Source organism: Paenibacillus sp. FSL P4-0081, from assembly GCF_000758565.1.
Taxonomy (GTDB): domain Bacteria; phylum Bacillota; class Bacilli; order Paenibacillales; family Paenibacillaceae; genus Paenibacillus_AQ; species Paenibacillus_AQ phytohabitans.
On sequence record NZ_CP009280.1, the window covers coordinates 3,952,380 to 3,970,023 of the forward strand.

The window sequence follows — 17,644 nt, forward strand, 5'->3', positions numbered from 1 at the left end:
TGGACTAAGGCTTGTCTCGAAACTGGTTTGTTGCTAGTATGATGTCATTGAATTCGGCAAGCCCGGAGGGAGAGCTTACAGTTGAAAAAGATTATAGTAGCCGACGATGATGTCCATATCCGCACGCTGCTGCGGCATGTCTTGACGAGAGAGGGGTATCATGTCCTGGAAGCCGGCGACGGCCGGGAAGCGGTAACCCTGATGCAGGAGCAGACAGTGGATCTCGCGGTGGTGGATGTGATGATGCCGCACATGGATGGTCTGGAGCTATGCTCGTACATAAGGGAAACTTACGATATTCCGGTGATCCTCCTGACGGCCCGCCAGCAGCTCAGCGACAAGGAGCAGGGGTATCTGCGCGGGACGGATGATTATGTGACCAAGCCTTTTGAACCGGAGGAGCTGCTGTTCCGCATTAAGGCACTGTTCCGCCGTTATTCGATTGCCTCTGACGACAAAATCCGCCTGAACTCACTGGTGATTGACCGTAAGAATTATGAGATCATTGACGGGAATGAGGTGCTTTTGCTGCCGGTGAAGGAATTCGAGCTGCTGGCCCAGCTGGCGCAATATCCCGGACGGCTGTTCTCGCGCAGTGAGCTGATCGAACGGGTCTGGGGTGCGGATTATGAGGGGGATGAGCGGACGGTGGATGTGCATATCAAACGGCTGCGCCAGCGGTTCAGCGACTACCAGAATGATTTCACGATCCGCACCGTACGCGGGATTGGCTACAAAGTGGACATGGTGAACACATGAGATCGCTGTATGTAAGAATGAGTATTGTGTTCTGCTCGGTTATAGTGATCAGCAGTGTACTGGGGTTCCTCGTTTCCAATCTCTATTATCAGGCCAAAATCAAACCGCAGAACGATGCCAAGCTGACCAAAATGGCCATAGGCTTGCAGCAGTTCATTCAGGACCACCCGGATGCGGTGGAAGAGTATCTGCTGAGTACAGCCTCGTTAGGCTACAAGATGTATCTGTCCAATGACAACGGCGATGAACAATTTTACGGCCAGCCTTTCCGCAAAAATGACCTGCAGGAGGGGGCGCTGCAAAAGGTGCTGGCGGGGGGGATTTACCACGGAGTCGGTAATTTCCCCAGCTCAGCGTTTATCACCGGCTTCTTCGATAATCAGCTCAGTAATTCGATAGGTGTACCTGTTCAGATCACCGGACAGACTTATGCATTGTTCATGCGTCCGGATGCTGAGGTGCAGTTTGGCGAACTGCGGATCTTTTTTGCCGTGCTGATTGGCGTCATTATCTTATTCAGCCTGTGGTTTATGCTCATTACAGTATTCCATGTGGTGAAGCCCATAACGCGTCTGACCGAAGCTACGCTCAAAATATCCAAAGGCAGGTACGATATCAAATTATATACCGCCCGTCGTGATGAAATCGGCCAGCTGGCCTCCCATTTCATGACGATGAGCCGGGAGCTGGAACGGACAAACCGGGCGCGTCAGGAATTTGTCGCCAATGTCTCGCATGAAATTGAATCCCCGCTGACGTCCATCCAGGGTTTTGCCCATGCGCTCAAAGACGGTGCGCTGCCCGAACCCCAGAGGCTGGAGTACCTGTCGATCATTGATGAAGAGAGCCGCCGGCTATCCGTGCTCAGCAAGCAGCTGCTCACCTTATCCTCACTCGACTATGAAGAACATGCCCTGCAGAAACGAAGCTTCGACCTCCGTGCCCAGCTCCGCCAGGTCATGCAGATTATGGAATGGCATCTTACAGAGAAGGAGCTTGCGGTCCGGCTGCACGTAGCTGACATTACACTGGAAGGCGACCCTAACCTGCTCTATCAGGTATGGATGAACCTGGTCACGAATGCCGTGAAGTATACTCCGGCGGGCGGCACAATCAGCATAGCGGCACGTGCAGACGATCATACGTGCACTGTAACGGTGACGGACAACGGTGAAGGGATTCCTGCGGAGCAGCTGCCGATGATCTTCGACCGGTTCTACAAAGTGGATCAGGCGCGCACCCGTGACAGCAACAGCAGCGGGCTGGGGCTCGCCATTGCACAGAAGATTATTCAGGCTCATAACGGTACGATCGAGGCGGCAAGTACAGTTGGAGAAGGGACTACCTTTAAAGTCTCCCTGCCCTGCCACAATACAGATTGAGCAGAGGTATAGTAACAGATGAAAGCAGCGGAAGTCCAACATTCACCGTAGTTGCGCTTAGCATCAGTTATGGAAAGTCTATAGTTCAATCTGTATAATGTAATTCTTTATTCATACTCCGTTCATTTTCATCCTCTAAACTGTGGATATACAGATTAGAAGGAGTGGTTATATGTTTTTGGCTTTACGGGAGATGAGGCACTCCAAAGCACGCTACAGCCTCATAATGGTGATTATGCTGCTGGTTTCGTTTCTGGTTCTGTTCGTAACGGGCCTGGCCAGAGGACTTGCCTATGCGAATATCTCGGCACTGGAGAATATGCCTGCGAATTATTTTGTCGTGCAGAGCGACGCTGACCATACGTTTAGACGTTCACAGTTAGGCGAATCGGAGCTTGCAGCAGCCCGTGCGGTAGCCGGGGAGGCGAAGGCAACTCCGCTTGGCGTGCAGACCAGTACTATTACTGCTGCCGATGCGGATGTGAAGGCGGACATTACTTTTTTTGCCGTAGATATGGCGGGTATGCTGGCTCCTGAAGTGACGGAAGGTGCTGGAATCACCAATGAAGTTCAAGGGAGTGCCGTGGTAGATTCGAAGCTGGAAGAGTCCGGTGTCACGATCGGCAGTACAATAAGTGATCAGGCAACAGGCATGAGCTGGACGGTTAGCGGTTTTGTGAAAGACAGCTCTTACAGCCACACTCCGGTGGTATATATTAACCAGCTGGATTGGCAGGCCATGAAGCAAGGGGCGGTTCAGGGCGGCAGCTCAGACAGTACAGGCAATGCTCCTTACAACGTTATCGCGATAAAAGTATCTTCTGCACAGGCATCTGAAATTGCCGGACAGCAGCAGGCGGTAGAGGTGATTACCCAGAAACAGGCGATTTCCAGTGTCCCCGGATATGCGGCTGAACAGAATTCACTGCTTATGATGATAGCCTTTCTGTTCATTATTGCTGCAGTTGTACTTGCCGTATTCTTCTACGTCATCACAATCCAGAAGACCAGCCAGTTCGGTATTCTTAAGGCAATGGGTACCAAAATGTCCTATTTAGCCTGGAGCGTAGTCGGCCAAGTCCTGATTCTGTCTGTAGCCAGTCTGGCACTGAGCCTGCTGCTTACGTTCGGAATGAATATGGGGCTGCCGGATGCGATGCCGTTCCAGCTGGACGGGCAGACGATGATTCTGACCAGCCTGCTGTTCATCGGAATGTCGCTGCTGGGTTCACTGATTTCTGTAGCAAGAGTAGCCAAGGTGGATGCCTTGGAAGCGATAGGGAGGACTGGAGCATGAGTGCCAAATTAATCATGAAGCAAGTGACCAAAACCTACGGGGACGGAGACGGGGCAATGACTGTTTTGAATAACCTGGATTTTACGGTGAACGAGGGTGAATTCGTAGCAGTACTGGGGCCTTCGGGGTCCGGCAAAAGCACTTTTCTCTCTGCCGCCGGTGCTCTGCTCACCCCAACAAGCGGGGAAATCTTCATCGATGGTGAATCGCTGCGTGACAAAGACAAAGGGGCTTTGACGGAGCTGAGGCTGCAGAAGATCGGCTTCATGTTCCAAAGCGCACAGCTGCTGCCTTTCCTGAAGGTGGAGGAACAGCTGCTCTATGTTGCCAAGCTGGCTAAGCTCACCACGAAGGAAGCCAAGGTTCGGGCAACCTATCTGCTGAAGCGTCTGGAAATCTGGGAGCGGCGCAACCAGTATCCCGAGCAGCTGTCCGGCGGTGAGAAGCAGCGTGTGGCCATTGCCCGGGCGTGGATGAACAAACCGGCTATCCTGTTCGCAGATGAGCCGACAGCGAGTCTGGATTACAGCCGCGGAAGAGAAGTAGTGCGGATGATTGCTGACGAGGTGCGGAGCGAAGGCAAGGCAGCCGTCATGGTAACGCACGATGACCGCATGCTGGAGTGGTGCGACCGTGTGCTTCATCTGGAGGATGGCGTGCTGGTTCAAGTTTAGGTTAGAACTTGGATGGTTAGTTAGAACTGAATCCCGGGGACGGGGTTCAGTTTTTGTTAGTTTGGAAATTGGATGATCTTCGTTATTAGTGAAACTCTAGAAGAACTCTAAATGAAAAGGTATCACCGAACTCGTTTGGAAATCGGATGATCTTCATTCATTTCCAGTAGGTCCCACAAATTACCGTATAAATCTTTGAATACAGCAACTATTCCATAAGACTGTTCTTGGGGCTCTCTAACAAATTCTATCCCCCTGAGAACCATTTCATTATAATCTCTCCAAAAGTCGTCGGTGTTTAGAAATAGGAATACCCGGCCACCAGTTTGGTTGCCAATAAACAGCTCTTGTTCAGGTTTTGATGCTCTAGCAAGTAAAATTGTAGTGCCGACAGAACCCGGAGGGGAAATCACTACCCACCTTTTATCTTGCTCTGGCTGATAGATATCTTCAACTAAGGTGAAATTCAACTTTCTTGTATAAAATTCTATCGCTTCATCATAATCTTTAACCACCAAAGCAATATGTACAATGGACTGAATCATTTCTAAATCATCCTCCAATTCAAGTAGTATTATCTTATTACATCGGGAAGAAGTTAATCAAACTATCCTCCGCCCGTCATTTGTCTAACCTTCTGGAATAATAATGAACTTGGAAGAGTTAAACGGCCCGTTCTTTGAACAAAGGGAGCTGACCATGTTGATCGGCTGCCTTCTGTTATTGAGCTAACGTTCTCCGTTAGTTTAACGGTTGATTCTCGTCAATCCGTCACCAGTGAGATTAAATAAATGTTCATCTCTACTTGTAGCAACGGGTCCTATGCCGAAATACTCCGTCTAATCATATAATATTAGCCCGTCAAAAAAAATACTATAGTCGACGTACTCATCACCCGTGGTGTACCAGACTTCCTTACCCGTGCTAGTCTGAAGCTTGATATGGCCCTGCTTGTCGTCACCCAGGAATTTCACGTTGTCTCCTGCTTCCAGGGAAAAGGCTTCGTCCGTGCCATCTTTATGAAACTGCACGGCAATTTCCTTTTTGATCGTTAAAGGCGTCGGTGGTTCCATCGGATAAAAATCCTGTTGCTCTTCATGGAGAGAATGTTCGGCATCCAGACGGAATACCAAATTACGGAACCAGGTCTGAAAGTTATTGCTTTCTTTTGCGCTGACCACTCTCCCATGGCCGTCATACATTGAGCTGTGTGCCGAGAAATCGGGAAGCTCACCTATTTGCTTGAGGGTTTCGCCGTCATAGGCATAGAAAGATGTTGATCGTAAAGAGACCATCTGCGAATCCATTTGAAGTGCAATCTCGAAATATGGATCGTCAATATCCAGATCGACAATATCCACATAAGGAAGCAGCTCACTGTCCACCTCCATCGTGATGTTATTCACTTTCAGCTTGAAGACCCCTAATTCCGTTTCCGGCGGTATTAGCTGGATATCTTCTTCACGACCATCTCCGTTCAGATCCACTTTCATCTTCTTCTGTTTAAAGCCCGAATCACCTATGTAACCTCGTAAATGGACGTCATCTGTATGAGAAGGTTCGAGCTTATAGCCAGCGTATTTGGCTTCGTAGTCACGAAGTAGCGCAACGTTCTGTTTCTCAATCGGGCTAAGATGCTCCTTGTAGGCAGAGTCTGCATGATACCAAGGCTTGGCGGCAAAGTAGTCCTTCAAATCCTTCTGTTTAAATACATACCCGTGCCTTGCAAATATCTCGTTGCGCGCAAGCTTCAGAATACGGTTGTCCAGACTGCCGATCTTTTCAGGGGACAGCAACGCATTCGAGCTGTCTTTCAAAATATACTCCCGTATTGCAAGTGCAACAGTAGAAGGAGCCGCAGTTGACTCTTTTGCCGCAACTAGATCACTGACCGCTCCTTCAGCGGCTTTCTCTTTTTCCGCATAAGTACAGCCAGAAATGATTAATGACAGGGCAATTACCCCATATGTAAGCCGAAACTTCCGAAAATCCATTTTGTTGACCCACTTCGTCATAGGAATTTGATTTGATAATCGCATTTAAATATACCATAAAGTGGTATTTAGCGTATAGGAAAATGAGCCTTCCACTTCTGAGAAATCCGCGAATGTTTGTATCGCCTTTTGATTTGAATGTTCGCTATCCTGCCCGTTCGTATTATGAGATCAACCAGTTCTTTCTGGTTGATCCTTTTTTCATTTGCATAGAGGATTAAAGTAGCCTGGTCGAACGTACCTGCCCGTGGGACTTGATCCCGAGCGCTATAATGTTCACCCTACTTGTCATGACCATGATTGAGGCTGGTTGGGACGTAAGATCCCGTATAACAAGCGATGCTATGGAGCGACAAGAAGAACCGTAGGGATGCCGGTGAATTTAAACTTACAGGGAGAGATGAGATGAAATGAATCCAGTTGTCGGTCTAGATATTTCAAAAGAAGAAAGTCATGGACAAGCCTTTTTAGCGCGCGGAAAGCTCTTCAGAGGGACATTCCACTTCGAGCACACTCGTGATGGCCTAGCAAATCTACATCAAGTTTTAAAGGACGTTGAATCGGTATCCAAACAACGTCCTTTGCTTATTCTAGAAGCAACAGGACATTACCAAAGCCCTGTTGTTCAGTTCTTAGAGGAACATCACTATATTTACATTGTCATTAACCCGCTAATCTCCAATCGGCTTAGAAAGTCTCAGCTTCGTAAAGTAAAGACGGATGCTGCTGACGCTTACCTATTGGGTGAGTTGTACTACAGGGAAGAGTTTGAACCTTTTAAGAAAAGAGGTGTGCAACTTCTCAATCTGCGCTATCTTACAAGGCAATATGAGACTCTTTCAAAGATGTGTGTATCGACTAAACTGCAATTCCAAGCTGTTTTAGATCAGGTTTTCCCGGGTTATAAAGGCGTGTTTGGAGCTATGTATTCCGGTGTTTCACTGCGGTTTTTAAGTGAATTCCCAACCTCATATTTAGTTTTACAGACGGATGAAGATACACTTAGAGCTAAGATGAAAGAACTGCTTTCTTCGAAACGGGGGCGTTCAGAGGACTGGATTAACCAACGGGTTCAACGATTAGTAGATGCGGCAAAACAAAATCCATTTCAGCAAACCATGTATGCAAGTCATTTAATCAATATGAGAGTTCTTATTACCCTTATTCTTCAATACCAAGAGCATCTTGCTGAACTGGAACAGAACATAGATGCTCTGGCTGAAGAAATTGAAGAGTATGAATTAATTCAGTCGATTCCCGGGATTGGGCATAAAATTGCTGCAACAATTTTATCCGAAATAGGAGAAGTCGAACGATTTGATCATCCTAAGAAGTTAGTCGCCTTCGCAGGCATTGACCCGAGTGTCTTTGCTTCCGGTAAGTTTACAGCGACTCGAAACCGAATCACGAAACGTGGTTCCAGGCAGCTGCGTTACGCACTGGTGATGGCTGTTCAGTGTGGACTTATACGCTCCCGAAATATGCGAATCAAAGCGTTCTATGAACGTAAGAGAGCTGAAGGAAAACCACATAAAAGTAGCTCTAATCGCATGTGCAAATAAACTCGTCCATTGGCTCTATGCGATCTTAAAAAATAAAAAGGAATTTCGTCCAATTTAAAAAATATTATTGGCATAACCTTCCAAGACACAAAGAAAATTGGAGGGTTTTTTGGCATGCCTCATTTTAACTATACCACATGATTTAGAATCACTTTACTGGTAATGTTGACAAGCTATTAGCTGGTATAGTCTAATGAAACACCTGCCCGGGGCGATGTATGCGAAAAATTGAATACAATGTGCTTCTACGAAGGTAATCGAGCCAGATGTATGCGAAAAACCGAATATAATGAGCTTCCGTTAAGGTAACCGGGCCAGATGTATTCGAAAAACCGAATACAATGAGCTTCCGTTAAGGTAACCGGGCCAGATGTATTCGAAAAACCGAATACAATGTGCTTATACGAAGGTAACCCGGCCAATGTATGCGAAAAACCGAATACAATGTGCTTCCCCGGATGCTGCTCCCTAATAAGTCTGAATGACAGTAATGTAAGGTGAACTTGCCCTTGAATTTGGAAAAGAAGCAGCTTTGTACTGCGATTCACATTCCTTGTTCAGCGGTAGATATCGTTGCTGCCGGGGATGCCGCTCTGGTCAGCTCCAAGTTATGCTTAGAAGAACTGGAGCGAGGGGGAGAAGCTGACATGGGAAATTCATTGAATCTGCCAGGTGTCTTGCTGCCGGCGGCGCTGGGCGGAGGCGGTTATATTACCGGCCTGCTGCAGCATCCGGCGGACAACCGTGTATTATATGCCCGCTGTGATGTGGCGGGCGTCTTCCGCAGCAGTGATGGCGGGGAGAGCTGGGAGACCCTGAACCGGGGGATGACCCAGGCTTACCACCATCAGGTGCAGAGCTTTGCCATTAGCTGTCATCACCCGGAGGTGATGTTCCGCTGCTGCGGCGAAGTGAGGAGCAGGACCTTCTACGGCGCGGTGCACAAATCGGCAGATGGCGGGAACAGCTGGTATGAGGTCTGCGGCGGGATGGGCTTCTACGGCAACGGGCCGACCCGGATGTACGGGGAGGTCATTGCCGTAGATCCCTTTCATCCCGGTATTGTAGCGGCCGGAGGGTATACCGGCGGACTCTGGATCAGCAGGGATGAAGGAGAGAGCTGGGAGCAGAGCAGCCTTCCGGAGGAGCGTTTCGGGTGTGTAGCTTTTCACCCGGATCAGCAGGGTATGTTATATGCCGGAACGATCAGCGATGAGGAGCTGAATATGGATTATGCCGATCCGGGGGAGTACGGCATATTAGGACTGCTGCAGGACCGCCCGCGGGGGGAAGGCGGGCAGGCTGTATCTCAGCTGTGACTCGGGACAATCGTGGGAGCTGCTGGTTGAAGGTCCCAGCTTTGCCGGGCTGTCATTCGACAGCCGGGACCCGCAGCGGCTGCTGGCCGCCTGCATCTGGGGCGGCATCAAGAGCAGTGCAGACGGAGGGCAGACCTGGCAGTCTGCCGGAGAAGGTCTGCTGAAGGGAGAGCAGCGGTACGGGACCCTTGTCCAGGATTGGCATGTCCCGGAGCGCTGGTATACAGCACCTGATCTGCGCCCGCAGATGCAGGACATCCCGCCGATACCGCTCTATGTTACAGACGATGGCGCGGAGCGGTGGAGACTGCTGCATCATCACAGGGGTAATGATTTAAGCGGCTTTCCGGCATACATGGACAGCTTTAACGGAGGTTCACGGGCTTCTGCTGCCGGCTGGGCGATCTCCAAGATTATCGTAGACCGGTTCACACCAGGCCGCCTCTATCTCTGCAACTGGTATGGGGTAGCCTACAGCGGAGATGGCGGAATGACCTGGCGGGCCGGGCAGTTCCGGGGGCTTGAGACCACCTGCATGGAAGCGGTGGTAGCAGATAAGCTGCAGCCCGGCAAGTTTTGTGTCACCATGGCGGACCATTCTCCGAAGGTGACCGAGGATGGCGGTCTCTCCTTCCGCAATCTGCCCGGACTGTCCGGCTATTCCGGAAGCTCTGCGGCTGTTAATTCCGCAGCAGATCCGGGATTGTATCTGTACGGCCTCATCGGCCACGGCAATACAGCCTGTATCGCTGTATACCACGATGGTGAAGACCGTGCCCGAGCAGCTTTAACACTGGGTCCCGGGTTATTCGTGCAGGCTTTGCGTGAGGACGGCAATCAGCCGGGCACCTATTATGCCTATGTGGACGGGGCAGTCAGTGCAGGCGCAGGAATCTACCGGTCGCGGGACGGCGGCACTTCATGGGACCGCACAGCTTTTCGGCCTCCGGCTTATGTGGAGACACTTCCGCATCAGAAGCGCTGGATTGAAGCCGAGCTGCTGTCCGTTGTAGTCTATCAGGTTAAGAATGCCTGCGGGTCCAACCAGCTCATGGATACGAATCCGCATCTGGCAGGACAGCTAATTGCCGGAGAAGCCACGGAGGGGATTTGGCAATCCTCAGACCATGGGGACACCTGGGATTTCATAGGAGAGGGGCTTCCTTTTCAGCTTGGCGGCCCGGCTTCAGTACTGAGCGCAGTGGCGTACTCTCCCTCCTGTCCGGGGACAATCTATACGGGGTTTATTTCGGAAGGGCTATGGCGCAGCAGTGACGGCGGACAGAGCTGGCACAAGCTGTTTCCGGTTATGGCAGGCAAGCTCTTCAATGTATCAGCACTCTGTGTTGGGCGGGGTGAACACGGAGAGGATGTGCTGATATCGGCCAGCGAACCGATGGTCCGGACCTCCACAGAATCTGAAATGGCCTGGAGCCGGGATGGGGGAGATACCTGGGAGGAGTGGGAGCATGCCCCGCTTGGAGCTGTCCGCTGGAAGGGGATTGCGCTTGATTGTGAGGTCAGACAAGTGCTTGCCGTCACCTGCGGCAACGGTGCTTTCCGCGGGACAATCAGCCTGTAGCGGGTATTGCTGCTTTTAACTGCGTTGTCATTGCTGAAACACAGTTTTCGTTGCTGCGGGTTCTTGTTGAGTCTCAAGGAAAACGCTTACATTTGATGGGCCGGACGATGTAATCATCGAATATAATCCGGCTCTATTCAAATGGAGGACTGAACAAAGTGGCTGCACGAACGAGCAAAAAATGGTTGCATGGTTGCCTGGCCCTCGCTCTGTTTGTTGCATCAATTCTCCTGCCGCCAGCGGTATCTTATTCGGCAGGGGAGAATCTGCTTGGAAATCCCGGCTTCGAAGCGGGAGATGTGTCGTGGGAGAAATGGGGGAGTCCGGTGGTGACAACCGCCGAGAAGCATGGTGGCACGAAGAGTCTTCAGGTGAAGCGGAATACAGGCGGGGCATCTGCGTCCGTAGCAGTGCAGGAAGGTAAAACCTACAGGGTAGGCTTGTGGGTCAAATTCGCAGGAACGGGAGTGACGAGTGCGGCGATCGATCTGGATGCCTTCGGCAGTCAGCAGACGAAGCAATATCTCTATTTCTCCGGTTCGACCCAGTGGGAGTATAAGCAGCTGCTGTACACACCGGCTCCCGGGGTGCAGTACATCCGTTTCTCCTTCTGGAACAGCACCAGCAAAGATTACTATATTGATGACGCTTTGATCCGGGAGAATGTTGACATTGAACGGCCGTCAACTCCCGGAACCTGGACAGCCGAGCATGAGCCGGATTCACTTAAGCTGACCTGGGCGGGCTCTACAGATGATATGGCGGTCGAATCTTACCAGCTGTCTTACAAAAAAACAGAAGACTCCGGCTGGAATACCTTATCGGTTCCCCATCAGGAGACCGTCACATCATACACCTATACTTTGCAGAATCTTGATCCATTCTCTGTGTATGCCATTATGCTGCGTTCCAGAGATACGGCCGGCAATACTTCCGGTGCTGTGATGGGGATGGAGGCGACACCGGGAGTGAATCTGCTCACTAACGGCGGTTTCGAAACAGCTTCGATCAGCCCGTGGACCGAAACGGGAACAGTGCAGACAACAACCTACGGAACATACGCTGGACAATATGCGGCGCGCCTGACGGGCAATTCGGCAATCAGAAGCGAGGAGATTCCTGTGGACGGGGAGGGCTCTTATCTGGTTTCCTACTGGACCAGGTCAGCAGCTGTACCCCCGCAAGCATCTACCGTAAGCCTCAGTGTCTATCAGGAATCCTCTGAAACTGAGCATCCGCTGATCACAAATACTGCTTCGGTATGGGCACGCTCGGAGAATCAGCTGCGGACAACAGGTACCACCGAATATATGCAGCTGACAGCAAAGAATCAGACAGGGACGGATCAGTTCCTGGATCAGGTATATATCGGCAAGCTGCCGGAGCTTCCAGAGGACCTTGCACCTGGGGCGCCAGCAGGGTTTACCGTGAACCGTGCTGATGGGGTGTCCGCAGATCTGGAGTGGCTGGCAGCTACGGGTCCTTTTGGTGTGAAGAATTATAGCATTACCTTCAAAAAGGCGGCGGATACTGAATGGAGCAGTATAACGGTGCCTTATGTTCCTGGTCAATCCTTGTATGCCTATAAGCTGGAAGGTCTGTCACCTGAGAGTCACTATGAGGTGAAGGTGACAGCAGTCAGCGAAGGGACGGCAGTGTCGGCGGCGAGTTCACTGGAGCTCACTACCGGCAAGATGTTCCCGGTGAATCCGGGAGCGTCGGAGGAAACGGCAGCACTTCTGGACCGGCTCTATGCCACGGTTGGCAGCGCCGTGTATACAGGCCAGCATAATTATTATGAAGCGCCATCCCTTTGGTATGATACAGCAGCAGAATTAACCGGATATTATCCGGCGATCTGGGGTTCGGATTTCGCCTATTATACCGGCGGGGATTTCAGCGCCCTGCGCCAGGCCATGATTGACGAGGCGATCAACAAAGGTCATACGGGCAGCATTATTACCCTGACGTATCATGAGCCCCGTCCTATGGATTCTGCCACCGCCGGATGGGAAAGTGTCACAGGAGATGTAACGGCAGCTCAGATGACGGAGATTGTTACTCCGGGGACTGCACTCTACAATCAGTGGGCTGCTCAAGTGGATGAAGTTGCAGGATATCTTGCCCAGCTGAGAGACGAAGGCATTCCGGTGCTGTGGCGGCCTTATCATGAGATGAATGCCGAATTCTTCTGGTGGGGCGCGCGGCCGGAGCTGTTCAGGCAGCTGTGGGACAATATGTATGACCGTTTCACCCATCTGCATGGTCTGGATAATCTGATCTGGGTATGGAGCCCGAATGCCGAGAGCTCATGGGCCTATGATTCTGCTCCTTATTATCCCGGTCATGATGCCGTAGATGTGCTGGCGATGGATATCTATAACAACGATTACCGGGATACGTATTACAACAAGCTTGTGCAGCTTAGCGGCGGCAGACCGATTGCTATAGGAGAGAACGGGGAGCTGCCGGACATGGATATGCTGATGGAGAAGCAGCCCCGGTATGCGTATTTCATGACCTGGTCACAATATTTGACCGACAAAAATTCACTCAGTGCCATTCAAGCGCTCTATAGCAATCCGCGTGCACTCCATAACGGCGAAACAGGCAACGGCCCGTATGTACCGCCGCCTGCGGACAGTTATCTCATTGATGATTTCGAACAGTATGGCAGCTCGAACAGCAGCCTGCGTGCCAAATGGCAGCGGAATGTCTCCGGTAACCTGGCAACGGTCACGCTGGACACTTACCATCTGAACAGCGGTACCTACGGGCTTAAGCTGGACTATACGGTAGGCAATCCCGGCTATGCGGGGTTATACCGCAGCATGGGCAAGGAATGGCCGGGGATGGAAGCCATCTCCTTCTGGCTGCAGCCGGATGGCTCGAACCGGCAGCTTGCGGTTCAGTTTCATGAGACGAACGGTGAGGTATGGGAAGCGAGTATTCCGGTTCAAGGCACAACTCCAGTGCTTGTTAGCATTCCTTTTACCGAATTCCTGCGGCCCGGGTGGTCTACCGGCGGCAACGGCGTCATCGATCTGGGTTCCATTAAAGAGTTCGCCTTCTATATTGCCCAAGGCAGCGGGACACAGGGAAGCGGAACACTGTATATAGACGATGTAAAAGCTATCAAATTGCCCGTGGAGGAAGAATAAGCCCACTCTAACTAACTCTAACTAACCAAAGTGAACCCTAAAAAAATCTCCGTTGCTGGACCACAGTTTTCGTTGGCTGCGCTACTGGTAGCTCCTTCCTGGAGATCATAGAATGAAGGTGTAAAGCAAAGAAACAGGAAGGATGACCAATGTGGAAATCGAGCGGAGATTGCCCGTCCGGAAGAAAGGAAACGCAGTATCCTGGTGGAATAACTGGATCAGACAATGGGATCTTCAGCTGATGGTAGTGCCTGCTTTGATCTTCATCTTTATTTTCAGTTACCTGCCCATGTACGGAGTTCTAATGGCTTTCCAGGATTATCAGCTGTTCGGCGGATTTTTACACAGCCCATGGGTGGGCCTGAAGCATTTCGAGGCTTTCTTCAATTCCCCGGACTTCTGGAGAGTCATGCGCAACACGATGGTGATCAGTCTGCTGAAGCTCTGCTTCGGCTTCCCGGCACCGATACTGCTGGCGCTGATGCTGAATGAAGTCCGGAGTATGATGTTCAAGCGGGTCGTGCAGACCGTCAGCTATCTGCCGCATTTTCTCTCGTGGGTGATCGTCGGCGGTTTCGTAGGCTCGATGCTGTCGACTGATAATGGAAGCGTTAACATGCTGCTGATGAGTCTGAATCTAACATCTGAACCGATCAGCTTTCTGTCTGTGCCGGAGTATTTCTGGGGTATTCTCGTAGGGACGGGGATGTGGAAGGAAATGGGGTTTGCCGCCATTGTCTATCTGGCTGCCATTGCCGGAATTGATCCGCATCTGTATGAAGCCGCTTCCATCGACGGGGCGGGGAGATTCAAGCAGATCCAGCTGATCACACTGCCTTGTATCCGGCCCGTCATTATCATCTTCATGATTCTGGCGGTGGGCAATATTCTTAACGCCGGGTTTGAAGATATTCTCATTCTGGCCACGAATCCGATTCTCCGTGATGTGTCGGATGTGATCGATACCTATGTGTACCGGATGGGGATTCTGAATAACCGCTTCTCATACGCGGCAGCAGCAGGGTTGTTCAAGGCAGTTGTCAGTGTAACACTGCTGGCGCTAGCCAATAAAGCAGCCAGAAAAATGGGCTCCAGCCTATGGTGAGCGAAGCAGCCTCAAAGCGGTATAGATGCAGAAATGTTCATGAAATCAGACTCTGCGGGGAAAGGGGTTACAGGTTATGATGAAGCTGTCAACGGGGGATAAAGTGCTGCAGCTGTTCATTTATATCATTCTGATCCTGCTGGGCTTCGTCACCCTGTATCCCTTCTGGAATTCCCTGGTTATATCTTTCAATATGGGCTCGGATACATCGCTGGGCGGCATCACGTTCTGGCCCCGGGTTCCAACGTTTGATAACTATGAGGTCGTCTTCCAGGACAGCCGGATCGGGCAGGCGTTCATGATATCCATTCTGAGAACGCTAACCGGGACGATCCTGTCCGTGCTGTTCACAGCCATCCTGGCTTACGGGCTATCGCGTCATGAGCTGATCGGGCGCAGGTTCTATATGGTCTTCTGCATTATTACAATGTATTTCAGCGGCGGCTTAATTCCTACCTTTCTGCTGCTGCGGGAGTTTGGCATGATGGACACCTTTTGGGTTCTCGTTATTCCCGGGTTAATCAGTGTATATAATATGATTATTTTTCGGACCTTCTTTCTTGGCCTGCCGGCGGGACTGGCGGAGTCGGCACGGATTGACGGCTGCAACCATATCGGTGTGCTGATCCGCATCGTCCTGCCTATATCGGGTCCCGTTGTGGCCACCCTGTCCCTTTTTACCGCCGTCTATCACTGGAATGACTGGTTCTCAGCCAGCATTTATATTAACGACCCCAGCCTGATTCCGATCCAGACGCTGCTGAAGCAGATCCTGAGCTCCAATATTGTGACTGATCAGCTTCAGTCCGTCGGCAATGCAGCAGCCCAGGACCGTCTGGCTCTGGTGCAGTCTGTCACCACCAAGTCGCTGATTATGGCTACCACTATGGTGGCAACGCTGCCAATCATTATGGTGTATCCGTTTCTGCAAAAATATTTTGTCAAAGGGGTACTCATCGGTTCCTTGAAAGAGTAGCGCAGATTTCTTGAACTCACATGTAGAGAGGGGTTACTTAATTTGAAACGGACGACCAAACGATGGACACAAATGACGGTTGTATTATGCACGGTGCTGCTGATGGCCGGGTGCGGCGGAGGGAATAACGCAGCAGTTCAGAGTACGGCAGAACCCGGTAAAGAAACGGCGGCAGCCACTGCTGCAGCGGAAACGGCGGTACCCGCAACTTCGGAGGAGCCTTCCACAGACGAAGTAAGTACAGTGAAGCCGGTAACCTTCAGCTATTACAGCAATTATGACTGGGATACTACTGAGCAGTGGGGCGCCGACTCAACCACACGCTGGATTGCCGATACCCTGAAGGTCAACATGACTCCCGTTCAGTCAAGCGGCGCTGCCGAGACGAAGTTCAGCACCATGATTGCTTCAGGCAGTCTGCCGGATGTCATTATGACGGACCGCGGTGCAAGTGTCGAGCGTCTGCGGCAAGGCGGAATGCTGGTGGCACTGGATGATTATCTCGACAAATATCCGAATCTTAAGAATAACGCCGGGGAAGCCACACTCGGTATGCTCCGCTCAGACGACGGCAAGCTGTACCAGTTCCCGAACTGGTATACCTCAAGCCCCAACGGCAACGGCGGATGGATCATCAACAAGAAAATTTATAAAGAGCTGGGCTCGCCGAAGCTGGAAACCTTTGATGATCTGTATGCCTATCTGAAGCTGGTGAAGGAGAAATACAGTGATGTTGTTCCCCTCGAGGTTGGAGCCAAAGGCCGGGGCATTGATACCATGTATGGCGGATGGGCGGAGAACAAACCTTATCTGACGAGAGCTAATCCTGTAGGCAATGAACTGAAGCCGATCTTTGAAGATCCGATTTTCATTGAGAACATGCAGTATGCCAGCAAGCTGTTCCGCGACAAGCTGATTTCACAGGACGTATTCACACAGACCGGAGACCAGATTAACGAAAAGCTGAAAACGGGCCGCGTTGCAGTATACGTGGATGGCGATGTGGTCAATCCGGGCCGGGGAGCGGACGGTGCCCTGAAGGCAACCGATCCGGAAGCGGGCTACGAGATCATCTGGCCGATCCACAAAGCCGGCCTGGATGCCACCAAAATCACTCCGAATAATTACAATTCCCTCGGCTGGAATGTGCTCGTGATTACGAAGAATGCCAAGGACCCTGAAGCGATCTTCTCATACCTGGACTGGTTGACCGGGGAGGAGGGCCAGCGTATTATCAACTTCGGACGTAAGGGGCTCTACTGGGATGAGACTGACGCAGATGGAGTACCGATTCTGAATGCCGGGGGACTTAGCACAGAGCAGGCAGGGAAAGACAAGGAAAGAATCGGCCGCTTCAACTGGGTAGGCAACACGACATTCATCGATCAGACCAAAGCCAAGATGGATGCGCAGCTGCCGGCTGACAAGCAGAACTGGACAACGCTGGCCCAGCAGAAAGTGACCTGGAAGACTTCCCGGAACTTCACGGAATTCGTGAACCTTGATCCGCTTCCGGATTCGGAAGAAGGAACCATTGCTACTGCCGTTAACGATATCTATCAGGAGGCATTTGCCAAGACGCTGTATGCCAAGAGTGATGAAGAGGTGCTGAGCCTTATTAACAAAGCGAATGAAGACGCCTCAAAAGCGGGTTACGGCAAGCTGCTGGCATACCAGACGGAAAGATGGCAGAACAACCTCAGCAAGATGAAATAACAATAGAGTCTGCCTGGGGCGTGGGGTATACTGAAGCCAAGTATACCCCATTATTTGGGAAGGGGCTGCCTTCCGCCTTATGGGGATAACCTCCGCTCTTGCGCCTTGGCAGCAAGC

Annotated in this window: 13 protein-coding genes and 1 pseudogene; 11 read left to right on the forward strand and 3 right to left on the reverse strand. The window is 51.1% G+C overall.

Features of this window, described 5'->3' with window-relative positions; translation table 11 throughout:
- Positions 1–81: 81 nt before the first annotated feature.
- The 4 genes from P40081_RS16915 to P40081_RS16930 all read left to right on the forward strand — a co-directional run bounded on the left by P40081_RS16915 (position 82) and on the right by P40081_RS16930 (position 4,112).
- The gene (locus P40081_RS16915) at positions 82–759 is read left to right on the forward strand and encodes a response regulator transcription factor (RefSeq protein WP_042137042.1); all 678 of its coding nucleotides are present in this window, start codon (positions 82–84) and stop codon (positions 757–759) included.
- Positions 756–2,141, forward strand: a complete 1,386-nt coding sequence (locus P40081_RS16920) for a sensor histidine kinase (protein ID WP_042137043.1) — start codon at positions 756–758, stop codon at positions 2,139–2,141. The genes P40081_RS16915 and P40081_RS16920 overlap by 4 nt, the downstream gene beginning before the upstream one ends.
- Before the next feature lie 172 nt (positions 2,142–2,313).
- Positions 2,314–3,438 (forward strand): ABC transporter permease, encoded by a 1,125-nt coding sequence (locus tag P40081_RS16925; protein WP_042137045.1) that lies wholly within the window; start codon positions 2,314–2,316, stop codon positions 3,436–3,438.
- Positions 3,435–4,112: an ABC transporter ATP-binding protein gene (locus P40081_RS16930; protein WP_042137046.1), complete on the forward strand. Its 678-nt coding sequence runs from the start codon at positions 3,435–3,437 to the stop codon at positions 4,110–4,112. Before P40081_RS16925 ends, P40081_RS16930 begins: the two co-directional genes overlap by 4 nt.
- A gap of 122 nt (positions 4,113–4,234) precedes the next feature.
- Here the strand turns inward: P40081_RS16930 and P40081_RS16935 are convergent, their stop codons facing one another.
- Positions 4,235–4,657, reverse strand: a complete 423-nt coding sequence (locus P40081_RS16935; RefSeq protein ID WP_042137047.1) for a VOC family protein — start codon at positions 4,655–4,657, stop codon at positions 4,235–4,237.
- Between the two features lie 294 nt (positions 4,658–4,951).
- Positions 4,952–6,106: a YARHG domain-containing protein gene (locus P40081_RS36435; RefSeq protein ID WP_052421862.1), complete on the reverse strand. Its 1,155-nt coding sequence runs from the start codon at positions 6,104–6,106 to the stop codon at positions 4,952–4,954.
- A 410-nt stretch (positions 6,107–6,516) separates the two neighbouring features.
- Between P40081_RS36435 and P40081_RS16945 the strand changes: the two are divergent.
- A pseudogene (locus P40081_RS16945) lies at positions 6,517–7,726 on the forward strand (IS110 family transposase).
- A 589-nt stretch (positions 7,727–8,315) separates the two neighbouring features.
- Positions 8,316–8,987, forward strand: coding sequence for a WD40/YVTN/BNR-like repeat-containing protein (locus tag P40081_RS16950; protein ID WP_156118634.1), 672 nt, complete (start codon positions 8,316–8,318; stop codon positions 8,985–8,987).
- A 52-nt stretch (positions 8,988–9,039) separates the two neighbouring features.
- Here the strand turns inward: P40081_RS16950 and P40081_RS38555 are convergent, their stop codons facing one another.
- The gene (locus P40081_RS38555) at positions 9,040–9,192 is read right to left on the reverse strand and encodes a hypothetical protein (protein WP_156118635.1); all 153 of its coding nucleotides are present in this window, start codon (positions 9,190–9,192) and stop codon (positions 9,040–9,042) included.
- A gap of 42 nt (positions 9,193–9,234) precedes the next feature.
- On the opposite strand from P40081_RS38555, the gene P40081_RS16955 reads away from it, so the two are divergent.
- From P40081_RS16955 to P40081_RS16975, 5 genes are all read left to right on the forward strand, one after another.
- Positions 9,235–10,569, forward strand: a complete 1,335-nt coding sequence (locus P40081_RS16955; protein WP_042137051.1) for a WD40/YVTN/BNR-like repeat-containing protein — start codon at positions 9,235–9,237, stop codon at positions 10,567–10,569.
- Positions 10,570–10,727: 158 nt separating this feature from the next.
- Positions 10,728–13,730 (forward strand): glycosyl hydrolase, encoded by a 3,003-nt coding sequence (locus P40081_RS36440; protein WP_052421863.1) that lies wholly within the window; start codon positions 10,728–10,730, stop codon positions 13,728–13,730.
- Positions 13,731–13,872: 142 nt separating this feature from the next.
- Positions 13,873–14,835 (forward strand): ABC transporter permease, encoded by a 963-nt coding sequence (locus P40081_RS16965; RefSeq protein ID WP_042137054.1) that lies wholly within the window; start codon positions 13,873–13,875, stop codon positions 14,833–14,835.
- Positions 14,836–14,911: 76 nt separating this feature from the next.
- Positions 14,912–15,811: a carbohydrate ABC transporter permease gene (locus tag P40081_RS16970; protein ID WP_042137056.1), complete on the forward strand. Its 900-nt coding sequence runs from the start codon at positions 14,912–14,914 to the stop codon at positions 15,809–15,811.
- A gap of 72 nt (positions 15,812–15,883) precedes the next feature.
- Positions 15,884–17,527, forward strand: coding sequence for an extracellular solute-binding protein (locus P40081_RS16975; RefSeq protein ID WP_042137058.1), 1,644 nt, complete (start codon positions 15,884–15,886; stop codon positions 17,525–17,527).
- Positions 17,528–17,644 lie beyond the last annotated feature (117 nt).

What these genes read in the sequence shown, in the direction of transcription:
- P40081_RS16955 (WP_042137051.1), top strand. Translation starts at nt 9,235, where the DNA reads ATGCAGGACATCCCGCCGATACCGCTCTATGTTACAGACGATGGCGCG.
- P40081_RS16925 (WP_042137045.1), top strand. Translation starts at nt 2,314, where the DNA reads ATGTTTTTGGCTTTACGGGAGATGAGGCACTCCAAAGCACGCTACAGC.
- P40081_RS16965 (WP_042137054.1), top strand. Translation starts at nt 13,873, where the DNA reads ATGACCAATGTGGAAATCGAGCGGAGATTGCCCGTCCGGAAGAAAGGA.
- P40081_RS16975 (WP_042137058.1), top strand. Translation starts at nt 15,884, where the DNA reads ATGACGGTTGTATTATGCACGGTGCTGCTGATGGCCGGGTGCGGCGGA.
- P40081_RS16970 (WP_042137056.1), top strand. Translation starts at nt 14,912, where the DNA reads ATGATGAAGCTGTCAACGGGGGATAAAGTGCTGCAGCTGTTCATTTAT.
- P40081_RS36435 (WP_052421862.1), bottom strand. Translation starts at nt 6,106, where the DNA reads ATGGATTTTCGGAAGTTTCGGCTTACATATGGGGTAATTGCCCTGTCA.
- P40081_RS16935 (WP_042137047.1), bottom strand. Translation starts at nt 4,657, where the DNA reads ATGATTCAGTCCATTGTACATATTGCTTTGGTGGTTAAAGATTATGAT.
- P40081_RS38555 (WP_156118635.1), bottom strand. Translation starts at nt 9,192, where the DNA reads ATGCCAATCCTGGACAAGGGTCCCGTACCGCTGCTCTCCCTTCAGCAG.
- P40081_RS16930 (WP_042137046.1), top strand. Translation starts at nt 3,435, where the DNA reads ATGAGTGCCAAATTAATCATGAAGCAAGTGACCAAAACCTACGGGGAC.
- P40081_RS16920 (WP_042137043.1), top strand. Translation starts at nt 756, where the DNA reads ATGAGATCGCTGTATGTAAGAATGAGTATTGTGTTCTGCTCGGTTATA.
- P40081_RS16950 (WP_156118634.1), top strand. Translation starts at nt 8,316, where the DNA reads ATGGGAAATTCATTGAATCTGCCAGGTGTCTTGCTGCCGGCGGCGCTG.